Raw genomic sequence first — 15414 nt, forward strand, 5'->3', positions numbered from 1 at the left:
GTCGCAAGAGCCAGGGGGCGAGAGCGAATGTGCAATGATTATCGGCTGGAAGTCGACATCGCCTCGATCGCCGAGGATTTCGACGACCTGAAGATCAAGATCGATATGCCCGAAGGCGCGCCGAACGTTCCCGCGCGCGAGGATGTCCGCATAACCGACATGGCCCCGATCGTGCGGAGCACCGATGGCGGCGGGATGGGCGAATTGGTCAATCGACGCTGGAGCTGGCCTGGCCCGAATGGCAAGCCGGTCTATAATTTCCGGTCCGAGGGCCGCGATTTCTCATCGCATCGTTGCCTGGTCCTGTGCGACGGCTTCTATGAATTCACCGACCCCGCCGACAAGGCGCAAAAGCGGCTCGATAAATGGCTCTTCACGATGAAGGATCATCGCTGGTTCTGCATGGCGGGCATCTGGCGCGAATATGACGGCGGCGAAGCCTTTACGCTTCTCACGATGGACGCAGGTCCCGATATCGCGCCCTATCATCACCGTCAGATCATTACGCTCGCGCGCGATCAATGGGCGGGCTGGCTCGACCCGCGCGTCCCCGCCGCCGATGTCCTCAAATGGCTGCCCGCGGGCAGCCTCGAGCCGACACAGGTGTTCGGCAAGCCGCCCGCGCAGGGCGCGCTGGCGCTATGACGGATTCCGATAGGCTCGACCATTTCGTCGCAGCGCAGGAGCAGATTTACCCCCGCGCTCTCGACGAAATCCGCCGCGGCCGGAAACGCTCGCATTGGATGTGGTTCATCTTTCCGCAGCTGACGGGGCTGGGACGCAGCGCGATGGCGCAGCGTTACGCGATCGCCGATGTCTCGGAGGCACGAGCCTATCTGGCGCATCCCATTCTCGGCGCGCGCTATCTCGAATGCGTCGAGGCCTTGCAGGACCTGATTGGCAGCGATCCGGTAGCTGTGTTCGGCGAGATCGATGCCATGAAGCTGCGCTCGTCGTTGACCTTATTCGAGGCCGTTGGCGAACTGTCGCTCTTCTCGGCCGCTCTCGAACGGTGGTTTGGCGGCAAGCGCGACCAGCGAACCGTCGATCTGCTACAGGGATAGGGCATAGCACCGGCACCGGTATGGGCCGGTCTCGCTTGCCGATTGGAGGGATGATGGCGCTGGAACTCGACGTTGCATGGATCGGCCTTGGCGGAGTGGTCGTTGGCGGCCTGATTTCGGGGCTTATAACCTGGCTTGTTCAACTCGGCGAACGAAGGAAATACCGGCGCGAGCGATCATGGGATCTGCGCCGCGAGGCCTATACCGGAATCATCGGCAGCCTCGACCGCGGGCGCGCGATCCTCGTCTATATCGACAAAGGTTATGACGAGAACCCGCAAGGCTTCGGCGGAAGCGAGCATGAGCAGCGCGCCACGACGCAGATGATCGAGCAGATGCAGGCGGCCCGCTTTGCTTATCACGCGCAGCGGCTCATTCTCTCACAGGCCTTCGTTGCGCGGTACGAATCCTATCTCGCCGATATGGACGCGGTGCAGGAAGCGAATCTAGAACCGCCCGAAAAGGCGCATCAGGCAGCAACCGCAATCGCCGATGCCGTTGTCGCTCTTGAAACTCTGGCGGCGACCGAACTGGGTTTCGACTTCGAATAAGCCTTTATAATCCGTGACTTCGGCCATGACGGGCAAGACTGTGTTTCTGCCAGCTTGACGATCATGCCGACTCAATAGAACATAAAGGGAACATATGAGTCGATATCAGCATGACCGCACCGCCTTTTTCACAGCCCCGGCCGAGTGCCGAAGAGCTTCAAGCGCTTCGCGAAACGGTGGCGCGCGTCGCATCGGCGCGCGGACCGGTGCTGCCGTTCGGCGTCGGGCCGCTCGATCATCTGCTGGCCGGAGGCGGGCTCGATGCCGCGGGCTTGCATGAGGTCGCGGCGGCTTCGGCGAGCTGGAACGACGATGCGGCCGCGACCTTGTTCGTGGCCGGGATTGCTGCACGCTTCGCGGCGACGCCGGGTGTGTCCGCTCTCTGGGCGCTGACGCGTTTCGACCTCTATGCGCCGGGGCTCGAACAGGCAGGGCTGGGACCCGAACGCATCCTCTATGCACAGGGCAAGAGCGACCGCGAACTTCTCGCCATGTGCGAAGATGCGCTGCGCGACGGCTCGCTCGCCTGCGTCGTCGCCGAAGTGAAAGCCGCCGACCAGACCGCGACGCGCCGGCTGCAGCTCGCGGCCACCGAAGGCAAGACGCCGATGCTCCTCTATCGCCGCTACCGGCGCTACGGCCAATGCCCGCTCACCGATCTTTCGCTGGCTTGCACGCGCTGGCGGGTCGGGAGCCTCGCATCGACGCCTTTGTCGATGCCCGGTGTCGGGCGCGGGCGTTGGTCGGTCGAGCTTGTGCGCCAGCGCGGCGGGCCGCCTTTCTCCCTCGAACTGGAGGCGTGCGATGACCAGGGTCGCCTCGCTCTTCCTGCCGCAACTCGCGATCGAACGGTTGCGGCGGGCGGCGCCGATCTCGCGCTCGGACACGCCGCCTGAGCCCGCGCGGCTTGGACCGCGCCTCCCCGAACCCGTCGATGACAACCCCGGTGCCTGCTCGGTGCCGCGGGGTGGCGGCTGGCGACCCGGCGCGCGCTGGGCGCAAGACACGCGCCCTGACCAAGCCGTGATCGACGCACTACCCGCACACCAGCGGCCGCCGATGCGCGAGCTTGCGCGGCGCAGCGAGGCGGCGACGCCTGTGTTTCGCACCGTGCGGAGCGACGATGGTAGCGCGCCATCGGGCGCCGCAATCCCATTGCCTGCGCTTTGGGGCGCGCGGCCGACTATCCTCGTCATGCGTACCGGCCAACGCGATATCGTGACCGCCGCTTGCCCTATCGCGCTCGATCTCGGTCTCGCGCCCGGCATGGCCGCGGCGCATGCGCGGGCGCTCGTTACCGATCTCGATATACTCGATGCGGCGCCCCATGCCGATGCCGCCTGGCTTGACCGGCTCGCCTTGCACGCGGTGCGTCACTGGACGCCGACTGCCGCGATGTCGGGCAGCGACGGACTCTGGCTCGACCTCACTGGCACCTCCCATCTCTTCGGTGGTGAGGCGCGCTTCGCGGCGCGGCTTCGATCCTTCCTGCGCCGTCTCGGTTTCACCGCACGCGTCGCGATCGCCGGCACGCCCGGCGCCGCGCACGCGCTCGCGCGCTATGGCGGCTCGGCGACCTTGGTCCTGCCGGAAGGAAGGGCGGGTGAGGCGCTGGGCGAGCTGCCGCTTCGCGCGCTCCGGCTTTCGCCCGAGGCGCTCACCGCCGCGGCGCGCTTCGGGATCGAGCGGGTCGCCGACCTATACCCGATGCCGCGCGGGCCGCTGGCGCGGCGGCTCGGGCGCGGCGCGGTAGAGCGTCTCGATCAGGCGCTCGGCTTTTTGCCCGAGCCGATCGTGCCCGTCGTGCCCTTCGAGATGCCGCGTGCCGAGCGCCGGCTGGTCGAACCGATCGCGACCGCCGAGGCGATCGAAAAGGTCATCGCCGATCTTGTCGCCGATCTCGTCGTCGATCTTCGCACGCGCGGGCTTGGCCTCCGCGCGGCCGTGCTTCGCTGCGAGCGCGTCGATGCGCGCGAGCAGCTTATCGCGGTGGGGACGGCGCGTGCGACGCGCGATGCGATGCATCTGATACGCCTGTTCAAGCTGCGCATCGACCGCATCGAGCCGGGGCTCGGCATCGAGGCGATGGCGCTCGAGGCGCCGCAGGTCGAGCAGCTGGGCGCCGAGGCGATCGGCGCCGGGTTCGACAGCGCGCCGCGCGCGCCCGACATCGCGCCGCTTGTCGATCAGCTCGCGGGGCGCGCTGGAGAGGGCGCGCTGTTCCGCCTCGAGGCCCGCGAAAGCGATGTGCCCGAGCGCGCGATCGGCCGTACCGGCCCGCTCGCCCAGCCTTCCGGCTGGCCAGCATGGGCGCGGCCGATCCGCATGCTCGCGCGGCCCGAAGCCCTGTCGGGCGTCGTCGCGCTGCTTCCCGATCATCCGCCGCGCCGCTTCGCATGGCGCGGGCGGTCCTACCGCGTCGTCGCGGGCGACGGACCCGAGCGCATTCACGGCGAATGGTGGCGAACGACCCGCGAAATGTGGGCGGTGCGCGATTATTTTCGCGTCGAGGCGGAGACTGGCGAGCGTTTCTGGCTGTTCCGCCGCGGCGATGCGATCGAAGACCGCACCGGCGATTTGAGCTGGTATATGCACGGCGTCTTCGGATGACGGCGCCCGGCACGACCTACGTCGAACTTCAGGTGACGAGCCACTTCTCCTTCCTGCGCGGCGCGTCGGCGCCCGAGGAATTGTTCGCATCCGCCGCACTGATGGCCCACTCGGCACTCGGCCTCTGCGATCGGGGCAGCGTCGCGGGAATGGTGCGGGGGCTGTCGGGGCAGGAGGCGACCGGCGTGCGCCTGATCCCCGGATCGCGCGTCGATCTTCGCGATGGCCGATCGCTGCTGCTATACCCCAAGGACCGCGCGGCCTGGTCGCGGCTGACCCGGCTCTTGTCGCTCGGCAAGGCGCGCGGCGGGAAGGGCAATTGCTGGCTCGACTGGCCCGATGTTGTGGCGTGGGCCGAAGGACTGGTCGCGGTTCTGCTGCCAGATACGGCGGACGAGCGCACCCGCCTCGATCTTGGCGAGCTCCGCGAAACCTTCGGCCGCGACGCCTATCTCGCGCTCTCGCTCCGCCGCCGTCCCGGCGACTTCGCGCGGCTGCGCGCGCTCGACGCTCTGGGCCGCAGCGTGGGCGTGCGCTGCGTGGCGATGGGCGACATCCTCTATCACGCCCCCGAGCGCCGCCCGCTGCAGGATGTGCTGACCGCGATCCGCGAGAAAACGACTGTTGATGCGCTCGGCTTCAAGCGCGAGCGTTTCATGGATCGTGCGCTGAAATCCCCTGCCGAAATGGAACGGCGTTTCGCACTCTTTCCGAACGCAATTCAGGCCACCGCCGACATCGCGGCGCTGTGCCGCTTCGATCTTGGGGAGATCCGCTACCAATATCCCTATGAGGAGGTGATGGCGGGGCGCACCGCGCAGGAGGCGCTCGCGGCACTCACCGAGGAGGGCGCCGCGCGCATGTTCCCGGACGGGGTGCCGCCCGCCTATCGGAAGCAGATCGACCATGAGCTGCGATTGATCGGCGAGCTTGGCTACGCCCCCTATTTCCTGACCGTCAATTCGATCGTCGCCGAGAGCCGGCGGCGCGGGATATTATGCCAAGGGCGCGGGAGCGCGGCGAACAGCTGCGTCTGCTTCCTGCTCGGCGTGACGTCGATCGACCCGATCAAGCATGAGCTGCTCTTCGAGCGCTTCGTCTCGGGCGAGCGCAAGGAGCCGCCCGATATCGACGTCGACTTTGAGCATGAGCGGCGCGAGGAAATCATCCAGTGGATCTACGAAACCTATGGGCGGCATCGCTCCGCGCTCACCGCCGTCGTCACCCGCTACCGGACGCGCGGCGCGGTCGCCGAGGTGGGGAAGGCACTCGGCCTGCCGCGCGATCTGACGAAGATGCTGACGGGCCTGGTATGGGGCTGGTCGGTCGACGGCATCCCCGACGAGCAGATCGCGAGCCTCAATCTCAATGCCGACGATCATCGGCTGCGGCTGACGCTCGACCTCGCACAGCAGCTGATCGGCACGCCGCGGCATTTGTCGCAGCACCCCGGCGGCTTCGTGCTGACGCAAGAGCGGCTCGACGATCTTGTGCCGATCGAACCCGCGCGCATGGAAGACCGGCAGATCATCGAATGGGACAAGGACGATATCGACGTCCTTAAGTTCATGAAGGTCGATGTCCTCGGCCTCGGCATGCTCGGCTGCATGAACCGCGCCTTCAATCTGCTGCGTGACCATAAGGGTGTCGATGTCGGCATGGCCGACCTGCAGGACGATGATCCGGCGGTCTATGGCATGATCCAGAAGGCCGATACGCTCGGCGTCTTCCAGATCGAAAGCCGGGCACAGATGTCGATGCTGCCGCGGATCAAGCCCAAATGCTTCTACGACCTCGTGATCGAGGTCGCGATCGTGCGGCCCGGCCCGATCCAGGGCGACATGGTGCATCCCTATCTGCGCCGCCGCGAGGGCAAGGAGAAGCCCGAATATCCCAAGCCCGAGCTCCGCGCCGTGCTCGAGAAGACGCTCGGGGTGCCGCTTTTCCAGGAGCAGGCGATGAAGGTCGCGATCGTCGGCGCGGGATTTACGCCCGCCGAGGCCGACCAGCTTCGCCGCGCCATGGCGACCTTCAAGCTCACCGGCGGTGTCAGCCATTTCTACGACAAGCTCGTCGGCGGAATGATCGAGCGCGGCTATCCGAAGGATTTCGCCGAGCGCACCTTCAAGCAGATCGAGGGCTTCGGGAGTTACGGCTTTCCCGAGAGCCATGCCGCGAGCTTCGCGAAAATCGCTTACGCCTCTTGCTGGATGAAGCATCATCACCCCGACGTTTTCTGCGCTGCCTTGCTCAACGCGCAGCCGATGGGTTTCTACGCGCCCGCGCAGATCGTGCGCGATGCCCGGAACCATGGCGTCGAGGTGCGGCCCGTCTCGATTAACGACAGCCATTGGGACTGCACGCTCGAAGAAGCCGACGGACACTATCTCGCGGTCCGTCTCGGTTTCCGGCAGGTGCGCAGCCTCGCCAATGTGCATGGCGCGGCGATCGTCGGCGCGCGCGGCGATACGCCCTATGACTGCGTCGAGGATGTCTGGCGCCGCGCTGGCGTCCCGCGCACCGCGATCGAGCGGATCGCCGAAGCCGATGGCTTCGCCTGTCTCTCCGAAGACCGGCGGCAGGGCTTGTGGAAGGTGCGGGGTCTTGGCGAGGCGCCGCTCCCCTTGTTCGCGGCGGCGGACGCTCGCGAGTCCAGTTTCTCGCCCGAAGGGCTCGAACCCGCGACTTCGCTTCGGCCAATGACCGAGGGGCGCGAGGTGGTGGAGGATTATCGCACGCTGCAGCTATCGCTGCGCGCGCATCCGTTGAGTTTCTTGCGAGATGAGCTTGATACGATGGGTATCGTGCGCTGCGCCGATCTCGGACAGATCCGCGACGGGCGCAACATCGAGGTCGCCGGCGTCATTCTCGTCCGCCAACGCCCGGGTTCGGCGAAAGGGGTGCTCTTTGTCACGATCGAGGACGAGACGGGAATCGCCAACGGCATCCTGTGGCCCGACCGGTTCGATATCTACCGGCGACAAGTCATGTCGGCCTCGATGATTGCGATGCGCGGACGGCTTCAGAAGGAAGGCGAGGTCATTCACATCATCTGCGACCGGATTACCGATCATGACGCGATGTTGCGCTCGATTGCGCAGGGCGACGTCTCCATTGCGCCTGGACGCGGGGATGGGGCGCGGAACGGAGGCGGACCGGACTCCCGCGACGCGCCGCTGCGCATCCGAAGTCACGATTTTCACTGAAGGCGCGGCCAGCTTTGACCCGGCGAGGGATACGATCCTGTGGAACGACGATTCTGACGAGAAGGACGATGCAGTTTGGCAACACGGAACGGCAGTTTCAGTTGTTCGAAATTGTCGACGATCCAGCGCATTTGGTCGCCGCTCAGCCGATCGGACGAGGATTTTACTTCGATCAGCAAAATTTCATCGTCGCGCCAGAGCAACAAATCGGGCCATCCGAGATAGCGACCCCAATAATCGTCGACCAAGTAACGAAGAATTACAAGGATCGTGCCGGGAGGAAAAATCTCGATCAACTGACGCGCCCGATCGACGTCGCGGTCGTGGTGTGCCCACAGATATTCCCGCAATCTCGCGCTGTGGAAGCGCCAATAATCGAATAACCAAAGCAAATCGCCAGTGTCGACATGGCCGTCAGGCTCAAAGAAGAAGGAGAAATGTTCGTCGACCGCAGCCTTGCGACGCCGCCCATAGCCCGGAGTCCCGAAATCGTCCGGGAGGTGCGTCCATATCATCTCCCCGGGAACACGAGCATCGAAAGCGGTACGCGATCCGAACGTCACGATTCGATTTTGGGGATCGGCTCCATCTTCGATGAGCAGCCACATCATCACCGCGAACAAGGCGTGAAGAGGGCGACTTTCCAGCTCGAGCACGGACCAGCCCAGCCTCTGATAATGACGCGAGACAAATGTCTCTGGTGAAACGGTTTCGCCCTCGACGAGCACGACGGCGCCCTTCTCGGGTGACGCTGCGTAGTCAGGATAAAATGATTCGATATCAACCTGACATCGATCGAGGATGTCCGCCTGCGAGGGCTCGGTCATATCGTAAAGTGGCGCTGCGGCGTGCAGTTGCTTGATCTCGTCGAGTATCTCGCGCTCGATGCGCTTATGCGCCGAGCGGACATCCTCGTCCGCAACATCCGGATGACTCGCGTCCCAATCTGCCACGGCCTCGGTTTCTCGAAAGAACAATTCCCGCCAATAGAAGCGCTTGATCTTACTGGTCCGACCCAGGCCCGCAGCCGCGGGCGCGGGCTCAAGCGCTAGGCCCCGACAACCGTTGCAGATATTGGGCTGGAACGCGATCGTCACGGGCACCCGCAGTTGGGTTTCAAGTTCGCAGCCTTCGACAAGCTGGTGAGCGAGAAAGCGTCGCCCAAATGCCTCGTCGCAACAGCACATCATCACCTCCCCGCAATCGGTGCACCGATATTTGCGGATCAGTTCATGCTGATTGAGACAGGCAGCGGCGCCGTGCTGGCATAGGTTCGACTGGCTCATCGACGCATTTCCTACGCGCCGGCAAGGACATACAATATTTCGGACACCTCGGCGCTCTCCGCTGCGCCCTCTGATAGGCTTGCGGGTTTGAACTTCAGGTGCGTCAGCATCTCGTGCGCCAACTCATCCCCGCGCCGGGTTACCGCAAAAAACGACTGGCCCTTCACCAAGGCGCGCAGCTTCGTGAAAAGCCTGGTCAACTGGCCCTTCTTTCGGTGATCTTTGTGCAAATAGAGCCAGTCAACACGGACCCTGAAAGCCTTGGGATCAGCGGATGCGCCCATTCGCTTGAACAATCGCGCTCGCGACGCGGCTCGCGGCTTTCCGAGCCCAGCCACGGCAACAACCTTACCCTTATAGATGGAATAGCCGACGCGAAATGCACCGGCCAACTCTTTGCGAACCCGCGCGGGATCATGATCACCAGCAACCGCCGCGGCGATCGCGTCGAGGATTTCCGGTGAACAATCCGCCGGCGCCACCCACTTCGCCTTGTAATTCTTGCGATCTTCCCGGTCCCGTATGATCCTCGACGCCTCCGCAAGGGCGGCCTGACCATCTTCGACAGTAAGCTCGCGCGCGGGCTTTCCCCGCATCGTGTAGGACAGCTTCTGCTTGGCCAAGATGGCCTCGAGGATATCTTTGTCCTCGCTGATCTGTTCGATCAGGTTTTCCGTGAGCTTCTTCAGTTCTCTATCGCGAACGGGATCTTCGCGAGTGTCCTGGCGGAACATTGCGCGCAAACGATCACCGATATCGATGGTCTCGTCATCGACCCGCTTCGAGTAAGCGAGAATCGTGTCGATAGTGCTCGAAGTATCGCCAAGATTGGACTGCGCCCACCCGAGCTCGTTGCTCATGCTCCTTATGGTGGCAGAAAGAGAATCTTCGAGACTCTCGAGTTCCTCCGAAATGCTGGCGGCAGCCGTTTCGAACCGCTCGGCGAAGACCCGTGCTTCGGATTCGAGGAATATTTCGAGAAGTTCGCCGGGATGAAGCGCCCGGTTGCGCGATCCGTCACGCCGGCAGTAAATTCCCTTGGGAGTGCAATGCGGTTTCGTTGAGCTCGAAGGCACCCAAATGCGCAAGATAGGCTTGTCGTTCAGATTCTCGATGATGATGTCGACTGAAACGGGCGGCAAGCAGCTGATAGCCTTATTGAGAATCTGCAGCATCATACTGTCGCCAACGTCGCAGCCAAGTATGACGCCAACCTGCGCGCCGTCGACACTTTGTTCGCCGACACCAGCCAATATAGTGCCACCCTCCGCCGCGTTGGCGAAAGAGACGAGATCCTCGGCACTGATGCCATCAGGCGCGCGCTTGAAATCTACAAGCTGACCTTCGCCGGACGCGAGGAACTGGCGCGATGTGGCGCTCAATGTTTTCAGACGTTTCTGATCGGCCATGCTGATCTCAAAACTGGCTCTTGAACGAGCGGGACACGCTGAACTGCGGGAAATATGGCTCTCGAAGTGACCCTTGCAGCAATTCGAAATATTGGGCCCAGGCAAACTTGTTCATTATCTCGTCCGGCCGTTCGAACGTATAACGATCTAGACCTTCGACCGAATCCGTTATCCGATACCGCGCCTTCGCTACGGGTTCGATATAGGCCCTTATGCCGTAGCGAATATTATTGAGATACTCGGCGATATTGCTGGCATGGTAGGCGAGCAGATGGGTGTGAAACCAATCCCAGCAATCGGGAAGCGCGAGATAGGCGTCACTTTCGTCGATCGTAATTCCGTTCTCCAACAAGATCGCGCACAACCGGTTTGTCTGTCCCCGGAGGCGCAGGAAATTGTGCTTTCCGATATCACCGCTGATCCGGATGAAATCGATTCGCTTAATCCTGAGATCCACCTCCACTTCGATATTGGAAAGCCATACGCGCGGTACGAACGCAATTTCCTCAAGCCAGCCCGCGAAGTCGCGAACCACCGATTTCAACGGGGCGATCTCGGTTCCGATTAGTGGAGATCCGCAAATCTGCCGCAGGTAAAAGAGAGTGGTGAACTCCGTTGCCTTGTTACCATCCTCTGGCCTGTCGAGGCCGAAGGGAAGAGGGTCCTTTCCCCGAGCTGTGACAGGCGACAAGAAGTCGCGGAGCAATGTGCTGAACTGCCGTAAAGTTTCGGACGTTTTGGGTAGTAGGTTGGTATCATTTCGCTTTTCCCCGAGAGGGCAGAAAATCGCATGATTGACCATTTCATCGATCATTCCCATCACCGCGCCCAGCACGATGGCTTCCTGCTCGATCCGTGTGAATGTCGTCGCCATGGTCGTCCGATAGCACATTTCCAATCCAGATCGCTCGCATAGCGAAGATCGATTCAGCGGCCTGGCGTAGGGTCTAGTTGACACCTTCGTCGGCCTTCACCGCTTGAAGCGGGCCAGGATTTCTTCAGGTGACGCCAAGGCTTCCAGAGCCACGACCACTCGCGGTCAGCCCGAGCCTCCTGCGCGCGTAACCTCTCCCTCATTGGCCGCCCAATTGCGGGCCTCGGTTCGCCTAATGCCGTCAACCCCCGCGGGGGTTCGCCCTCGCGTTCCGCTCGGTGACGGCGGCTCACGGCCCCTCCTTCTGGCGTCATCGGGAAAGGTCCCGAGCATCCAAGGAGACTTTAAATGGCAAGCATCGCAAATCTCACCGTCAAGGAAGACGGCAGCCTCGAAGGCAACCTCGCAACCCTGATGGTCACCGCTCCGATCGCGATCGTACCGAACGGCCGCAAGACGAAGGACAACGAGCCTGACTACCGCGTCATTAGCCGAAAGAACGGTTTCGAGCTCGGCGCCGGCTGGGTGAAGACCTCCCAGGCGGGAGCCGAATATATCTCGGTCTCGCTCTCCGCCCCCGAACTCGGGCAGATCTTCTGCAACGTCGCAAACGCGCCGGGCGACGATCCGTCGAAGAAGGTGCTGATCTGGAATGCCCCGAACTGATCATAGCTCCGGCCCCGCCTCGGCGGGGCCGGAGCTATGCCGTCAAAAACAGAGCGGCAAAATTGCAGCTATGATAATTCGGCAATATGCTCACGCTTGAAATTCCCCAGCTTGCCGATGCTTTGGTAGGAGAAATTGCCGAGACGGGCGATTGGATCATCGCCAATCTCGAGACGTCGATCAGTTGGCCCGTCGCTTATCAGCGACAGGAATATGCTGGCCGAACCTATTTCATCATCCCGCTCACGAAGGATCATTGTCCTGCGGTTGCCATTCGGCGGGGCGATGAAACCCTACAGGAGAGCCGGTCCACCTTGCTCCGTTTCCTCAGTGCCATGTCGTGGACACAAAGCGCTGGCGCGATCGTTCAGTCCTTTTCCGGGGGCGGACTCCCCCGGCCCCAGCGCCGGGGAAGCGACTGGGGAATGAGCATAACTCCCGATCTGAACCTGACCTATTTGCCGGAACCGGAAGATCCAAGATCGGTGCTTGCGCTTGCCCTCATGCGCGAGGGGCGAGGCCTCAATCACCCGGCCTATGCGTTCCTATCCTTCTATCGCGTTCTGGAAGCGGCAATACCCGCGGGCAGGGAACGGCAAACCTGGGTCGATGAAAACATCGACGAGATTATGGATCACGGTGGCCGTAGCGCGCTGGAAAGACTGCGGGCGTCTGGTGTCGATGATCCCGGCGCCCATCTCTACAAATCGGGGCGCATGGCCATTGCGCACGCGCAGTCGGATCCCATCATCAATCCCGACGATGCATCAGATTACGATCGCATAGCTGGCGAACTTCCGATTATGCGAGGCTTGGCAGAACTCGCGATCGAGCGAATTTTGGGGGTGAAGACGAGATCAACGATCTACCGCGAACATCTATACGAGCTTCGTGGCTTTAAAGAGCGGCTCGGCGCTGCCGCCGTCGCATCCATTGGCGCTGGAACGCACCCCGCCGATGGCGCTCAAATCGACATGCCGTCCATAGACGTCGAGTTGCGCCGCAAAGAGCCTTATCCACCGCTCCATGCGATGACGCCGGTACATGCCCAGCAAGTGGGCTCCTCCCTGAAAGTCGTCTTCAAGTCTCAGGATGGGATTGTCGAACTCACGCTAACCTTGGACTTCGCTGAGGAGCGCCTTCGCTTCGAATGGGACAAGGATCTTGATGGCCACGACAATGGGTCTTCGAGCGCTGCGGCGCATGCCGCTTCGCTTTCGCGCTTCTTGCTCGAATATATCGGGAACGGCGAACTGCACGTCTACGAGAGCGAAACCCGTGCCTTGCTTGGTCGGGTCGAAGCCTTTCTCCCCACCAACTATTTTGCCAATCACGAAGGAATGAACGCGCGCATCAAAGCGTGGGAGGCCGAAGCCGATAGACGGCGAGCAGCCGGTCAATAGGGTCGTGGTTTCGCGATAGGCTCTGGAACGCGCTGAACTGATCGAGCTTCTGGCTCCGTCGTCAGACGGGGCCGGGCTTCCCGATCGCGGCGAATTCTTCGGGCGAAAGATAAGTGCGCATCATATCCTCCCGCTCTTCATGGCTGAATTCTGACGCGCGGTCGGGGTCCATCCCTTGTTCCAGTCTCACCCGCATGGTCTCGTGCATCGCGATCGTCAGCTCAGGGTAGCGACGAATTCCAAGGCCGATGATCTGCCCGTTCCGCTTTGCGGCAAGCTGTCCGTCGCTCTCGATCCACTCGATCTTGGGATCCGGGATGAAAATGATCTCTGTCTCGCCGGGCGATGACGGCGTGATGCACATATATTCATGCCCATTGGTAAGAACGCTGTGAAGAATGAGGTCCGCCCCCTGGATCCACCAGCCGACGACGGCCTTGGACCGATGCGTCCAGTCGTTTGCTTCATACCAGCGCGTATTCGCGTGACAGTGGTTGGCTGGCATTCTCATCCATTCGAGGTCCTTTGCCGGCATCCGGCGCGCCCGGAAGGCAGGAAGAACCGCGACCTCCGTCACGAGGGCGCGCTCCCAAGGCGACGGCGGAAATGTCCAGCCGTCGACCTGTTCGAGAAGCCGTTCGCGTAACAATATCTTTCGCCGGTTCGCCTCGCCCATTTCCTATCAGCCCCATGATAGTTGCAAGTGAGAGATGTCGCACTGGCAGGCCGAGGCTGCAAGACTCCCGGCGCCTGTCATCGCAGCCCCATCCCGCTCTCGATTGCCGCTAATCCCTGGGCCGAGGCCGGGCCTCCTTCAATCAACCCGCAAGGGGTCCCTGCGCTGCGCTTGGGCCTTCGCTTCGCTGCGGTGATTGCGGCCCGCCCCCGTCCGGCGGGGCGACTGTCGAGCGGGAAGGGTCCCGCTCCCGGACAGGAGCCTCGATATGCCGCTTTCTACCGCCCAATCGCTTGGCTGGAACCTCGCTCGCACGATGATGACCATCATCGTCCTTATCGAAACAAGCCGCGGATATTCGGTAATGCCGCTCGATGAATTCGACGGCGACCCCAGCTGCATCGTCTGCGAATATGATCCCTTCGCTCGCTGACATCCGCGAAAAACCCCCAAGGTGGTTCCAGTTGCGGTTCCGCCTTCGGGGCGCCGCTGCTATGATCGAGCTGCAGAATGCGCTGTGGTGGAGGTGGCGAGCGCGTCCGACGGGAGGACGCTTGTGACTTTGACGATCATCCTCGGCGGCGTGGCTGCCCTCTACCTTATCTGGCTCCTGTTCCGGCTCGCAACCTTTGCCCTGCCGGTCTATTCCGCGATCGGGGCGGGCCTCTTTGTTCACGCCCAAGGCTATGCAACCGCCGCCATGCTGCTGGCCGGCTTCACGACCGGCCTGATCGTCTATCTGACGGGTCAGGCGGTCTTCGTCTCGGTCAGGTCCCCCCTCCTCCGATTCCTTGTCGCCCTGCTGTTCGCCCTGCCCGCGGGCTTTGCGGGATATCAGGCGATGACGGGGCTGCTCGCCCTGATGATCGATGACGGTATCTGGGCAAGATGCCTGGCGTTCATCGCCGGTCTCGCAACTGCCTCCGCCGCATGGCGCAGTCTCGCAGGCGCCGCGCCGGCGTCGGGACTATCGGCACCAGACCCGCAATCAAAGGAACTCAACCCTTCGACGCCGCAGGCCTAGGCTTCATTTTCCTTCCCGTCCCGGCAACCCTTTCCTTTCTTCCGGGCAACAGCACAGCCTCTCGACATGCGCGATCTGGCAGCAAGCCGCTGACGCTGGGCCAGCTTGCCGCAACGGCGCGCCTTCGACTTTCTTCCCCCGGCGTGCCGCCGTTCCTCGCGAGCCAAGAAAGCCGGATCGCGCCGTCCTTCGCTGCGCTGCGGGCCCTTCGGGCTGCGGCGCCGTCCCCTTGCTGCCCACCGATGCGCATCGAGGCCGCGCTGGTGCGGCTCGAGCCCAAGGAAAGGATAGCATCATGACCAAGATCGGCAGCTTCACGAAGACCGCCTCCGACGAATATCAGGGCGAGATCGTCACCCTTTCGGTGCAAGCGAAAAAGGTTCGCATCGTCCCCGATAGCAATGCCAGCGGCAACGCGCCGAGCCACCGCGTCCTTATCGGCGAAGCCGAAGTCGGCGCCGCCTGGCCGAAATCCACCCAGGACGACCGCCCCTATCTCTCGGTCAAGCTCGACGACCCGACCTTCTCCGGTCCGATCTTCGCGCAGCTCTTCGCGGGCGAGGGTGAAGCGCATGACCTGGTGTGGAGCCGGCCGACCCGGCGCGGCAACTGACCCGCAGGCCATTGCCGCCCGGCACCCGCCGG

The 15414-nt window shown here is 62.8% G+C and carries 15 protein-coding genes; 11 read left to right on the top strand and 4 right to left on the bottom strand.

What is annotated here, in order from left to right; translation table 11 throughout:
- Positions 1–27: 27 nt before the first annotated feature.
- From ATE70_RS08935 to ATE70_RS08960, 6 genes are all read left to right on the top strand, one after another.
- Entirely contained in the window at positions 28–645 is a 618-nt protein-coding gene (locus tag ATE70_RS08935) for an SOS response-associated peptidase (RefSeq protein WP_058537587.1), read from the top strand.
- A complete protein-coding gene (locus tag ATE70_RS08940) occupies positions 642–1064 on the top strand; it encodes a DUF1810 domain-containing protein (RefSeq protein WP_058537588.1) in 423 nt (140 codons plus the stop codon). Before ATE70_RS08935 ends, ATE70_RS08940 begins: the two co-directional genes overlap by 4 nt.
- Positions 1065–1114: 50 nt before the next feature.
- Positions 1115–1615, top strand: coding sequence for a hypothetical protein (locus tag ATE70_RS08945; RefSeq protein WP_058540025.1), 501 nt, complete (start codon positions 1115–1117; stop codon positions 1613–1615).
- A 110-nt stretch (positions 1616–1725) separates the two neighbouring features.
- Positions 1726–2511, top strand: coding sequence for an ImuA family protein (locus ATE70_RS08950; protein ID WP_197411419.1), 786 nt, complete (start codon positions 1726–1728; stop codon positions 2509–2511).
- Positions 2420–4225 carry a DUF6504 family protein gene (locus ATE70_RS08955; RefSeq protein WP_082639514.1) on the top strand — a complete coding sequence of 602 codons (1806 nt, stop codon included), beginning with the start codon at positions 2420–2422 and terminating at the stop codon, positions 4223–4225. Before ATE70_RS08950 ends, ATE70_RS08955 begins: the two co-directional genes overlap by 92 nt.
- Complete coding sequence (locus tag ATE70_RS08960) at positions 4222–7431, top strand: error-prone DNA polymerase (protein ID WP_058537590.1); 3210 nt, start codon at positions 4222–4224, stop codon at positions 7429–7431. The genes ATE70_RS08955 and ATE70_RS08960 overlap by 4 nt, the downstream gene beginning before the upstream one ends.
- Here ATE70_RS08960 and ATE70_RS08965 read toward each other — a convergent pair.
- The 3 genes from ATE70_RS08965 to ATE70_RS08975 are packed head-to-tail and all read right to left on the bottom strand — an operon-like array spanning position 7425 to position 11000.
- Positions 7425–8717: a VRR-NUC domain-containing protein gene (locus ATE70_RS08965; protein WP_058537591.1), complete on the bottom strand. Its 1293-nt coding sequence runs from the start codon at positions 8715–8717 to the stop codon at positions 7425–7427. The genes ATE70_RS08960 and ATE70_RS08965 overlap by 7 nt on opposite strands.
- 11 nt (positions 8718–8728) lie before the next feature.
- Positions 8729–10126 carry an AlbA family DNA-binding domain-containing protein gene (locus ATE70_RS08970; RefSeq protein ID WP_058537592.1) on the bottom strand — a complete coding sequence of 466 codons (1398 nt, stop codon included), beginning with the start codon at positions 10124–10126 and terminating at the stop codon, positions 8729–8731.
- Positions 10127–10133: 7 nt separating this feature from the next.
- Positions 10134–11000 (bottom strand): hypothetical protein, encoded by an 867-nt coding sequence (locus tag ATE70_RS08975; RefSeq protein ID WP_058537593.1) that lies wholly within the window; start codon positions 10998–11000, stop codon positions 10134–10136.
- A 348-nt stretch (positions 11001–11348) separates the two neighbouring features.
- On the opposite strand from ATE70_RS08975, the gene ATE70_RS08980 reads away from it, so the two are divergent.
- On the top strand, positions 11349–11666 hold the full coding sequence (locus tag ATE70_RS08980) for a DUF736 domain-containing protein (protein ID WP_058537594.1): 318 nt from the start codon (positions 11349–11351) through the stop codon (positions 11664–11666).
- An 86-nt stretch (positions 11667–11752) separates the two neighbouring features.
- On the top strand, positions 11753–13069 hold the full coding sequence (gene mauJ / locus ATE70_RS08985; protein WP_058537595.1) for a methylamine utilization protein MauJ: 1317 nt from the start codon (positions 11753–11755) through the stop codon (positions 13067–13069).
- 61 nt (positions 13070–13130) lie between these two features.
- On the opposite strand, the gene ATE70_RS08990 is transcribed toward mauJ, so the two are convergent.
- On the bottom strand, positions 13131–13745 hold the full coding sequence (locus tag ATE70_RS08990; protein WP_058537596.1) for a hypothetical protein: 615 nt from the start codon (positions 13743–13745) through the stop codon (positions 13131–13133).
- Positions 13746–14013: 268 nt separating this feature from the next.
- Between ATE70_RS08990 and ATE70_RS25145 the strand changes: the two genes are divergently transcribed.
- The 3 genes from ATE70_RS25145 (at position 14014) to ATE70_RS09000 (ending at position 15382) form a co-directional block, all read left to right on the top strand.
- Complete coding sequence (locus ATE70_RS25145; protein WP_197411420.1) at positions 14014–14178, top strand: hypothetical protein; 165 nt, start codon at positions 14014–14016, stop codon at positions 14176–14178.
- Between the two features lie 129 nt (positions 14179–14307).
- Entirely contained in the window at positions 14308–14769 is a 462-nt protein-coding gene (locus ATE70_RS08995) for a hypothetical protein (RefSeq protein WP_058814524.1), read from the top strand.
- Positions 14770–15064: 295 nt separating this feature from the next.
- The gene (locus ATE70_RS09000; RefSeq protein ID WP_058537598.1) at positions 15065–15382 is read left to right on the top strand and encodes a DUF736 domain-containing protein; all 318 of its coding nucleotides are present in this window, start codon (positions 15065–15067) and stop codon (positions 15380–15382) included.
- Positions 15383–15414: the final 32 nt, after the last annotated feature.

Origin of the sequence: Sphingopyxis sp. H053 (assembly GCF_001468225.1) — a bacterium.
Lineage (GTDB): Bacteria > Pseudomonadota > Alphaproteobacteria > Sphingomonadales > Sphingomonadaceae > Sphingopyxis.

Bases quoted from the DNA above. Each gene is read 5' to 3' on its own strand.
- ATE70_RS08935 (WP_058537587.1), top strand. From the start codon at position 28: ATGTGCAATGATTATCGGCTGGAAGTCGACATCGCCTCGATCGCCGAG.
- ATE70_RS08940 (WP_058537588.1), top strand. From the start codon at position 642: ATGACGGATTCCGATAGGCTCGACCATTTCGTCGCAGCGCAGGAGCAG.
- ATE70_RS08945 (WP_058540025.1), top strand. From the start codon at position 1,115: ATGATGGCGCTGGAACTCGACGTTGCATGGATCGGCCTTGGCGGAGTG.
- ATE70_RS08950 (WP_197411419.1), top strand. From the start codon at position 1,726: ATGACCGCACCGCCTTTTTCACAGCCCCGGCCGAGTGCCGAAGAGCTT.
- ATE70_RS08955 (WP_082639514.1), top strand. From the start codon at position 2,420: ATGACCAGGGTCGCCTCGCTCTTCCTGCCGCAACTCGCGATCGAACGG.
- ATE70_RS08960 (WP_058537590.1), top strand. From the start codon at position 4,222: ATGACGGCGCCCGGCACGACCTACGTCGAACTTCAGGTGACGAGCCAC.
- ATE70_RS08965 (WP_058537591.1), bottom strand. From the start codon at position 8,717: ATGAGCCAGTCGAACCTATGCCAGCACGGCGCCGCTGCCTGTCTCAAT.
- ATE70_RS08970 (WP_058537592.1), bottom strand. From the start codon at position 10,126: ATGGCCGATCAGAAACGTCTGAAAACATTGAGCGCCACATCGCGCCAG.
- ATE70_RS08975 (WP_058537593.1), bottom strand. From the start codon at position 11,000: ATGGCGACGACATTCACACGGATCGAGCAGGAAGCCATCGTGCTGGGC.
- ATE70_RS08980 (WP_058537594.1), top strand. From the start codon at position 11,349: ATGGCAAGCATCGCAAATCTCACCGTCAAGGAAGACGGCAGCCTCGAA.
- mauJ (WP_058537595.1), top strand. From the start codon at position 11,753: ATGCTCACGCTTGAAATTCCCCAGCTTGCCGATGCTTTGGTAGGAGAA.
- ATE70_RS08990 (WP_058537596.1), bottom strand. From the start codon at position 13,745: ATGGGCGAGGCGAACCGGCGAAAGATATTGTTACGCGAACGGCTTCTC.
- ATE70_RS25145 (WP_197411420.1), top strand. From the start codon at position 14,014: ATGCCGCTTTCTACCGCCCAATCGCTTGGCTGGAACCTCGCTCGCACG.
- ATE70_RS09000 (WP_058537598.1), top strand. From the start codon at position 15,065: ATGACCAAGATCGGCAGCTTCACGAAGACCGCCTCCGACGAATATCAG.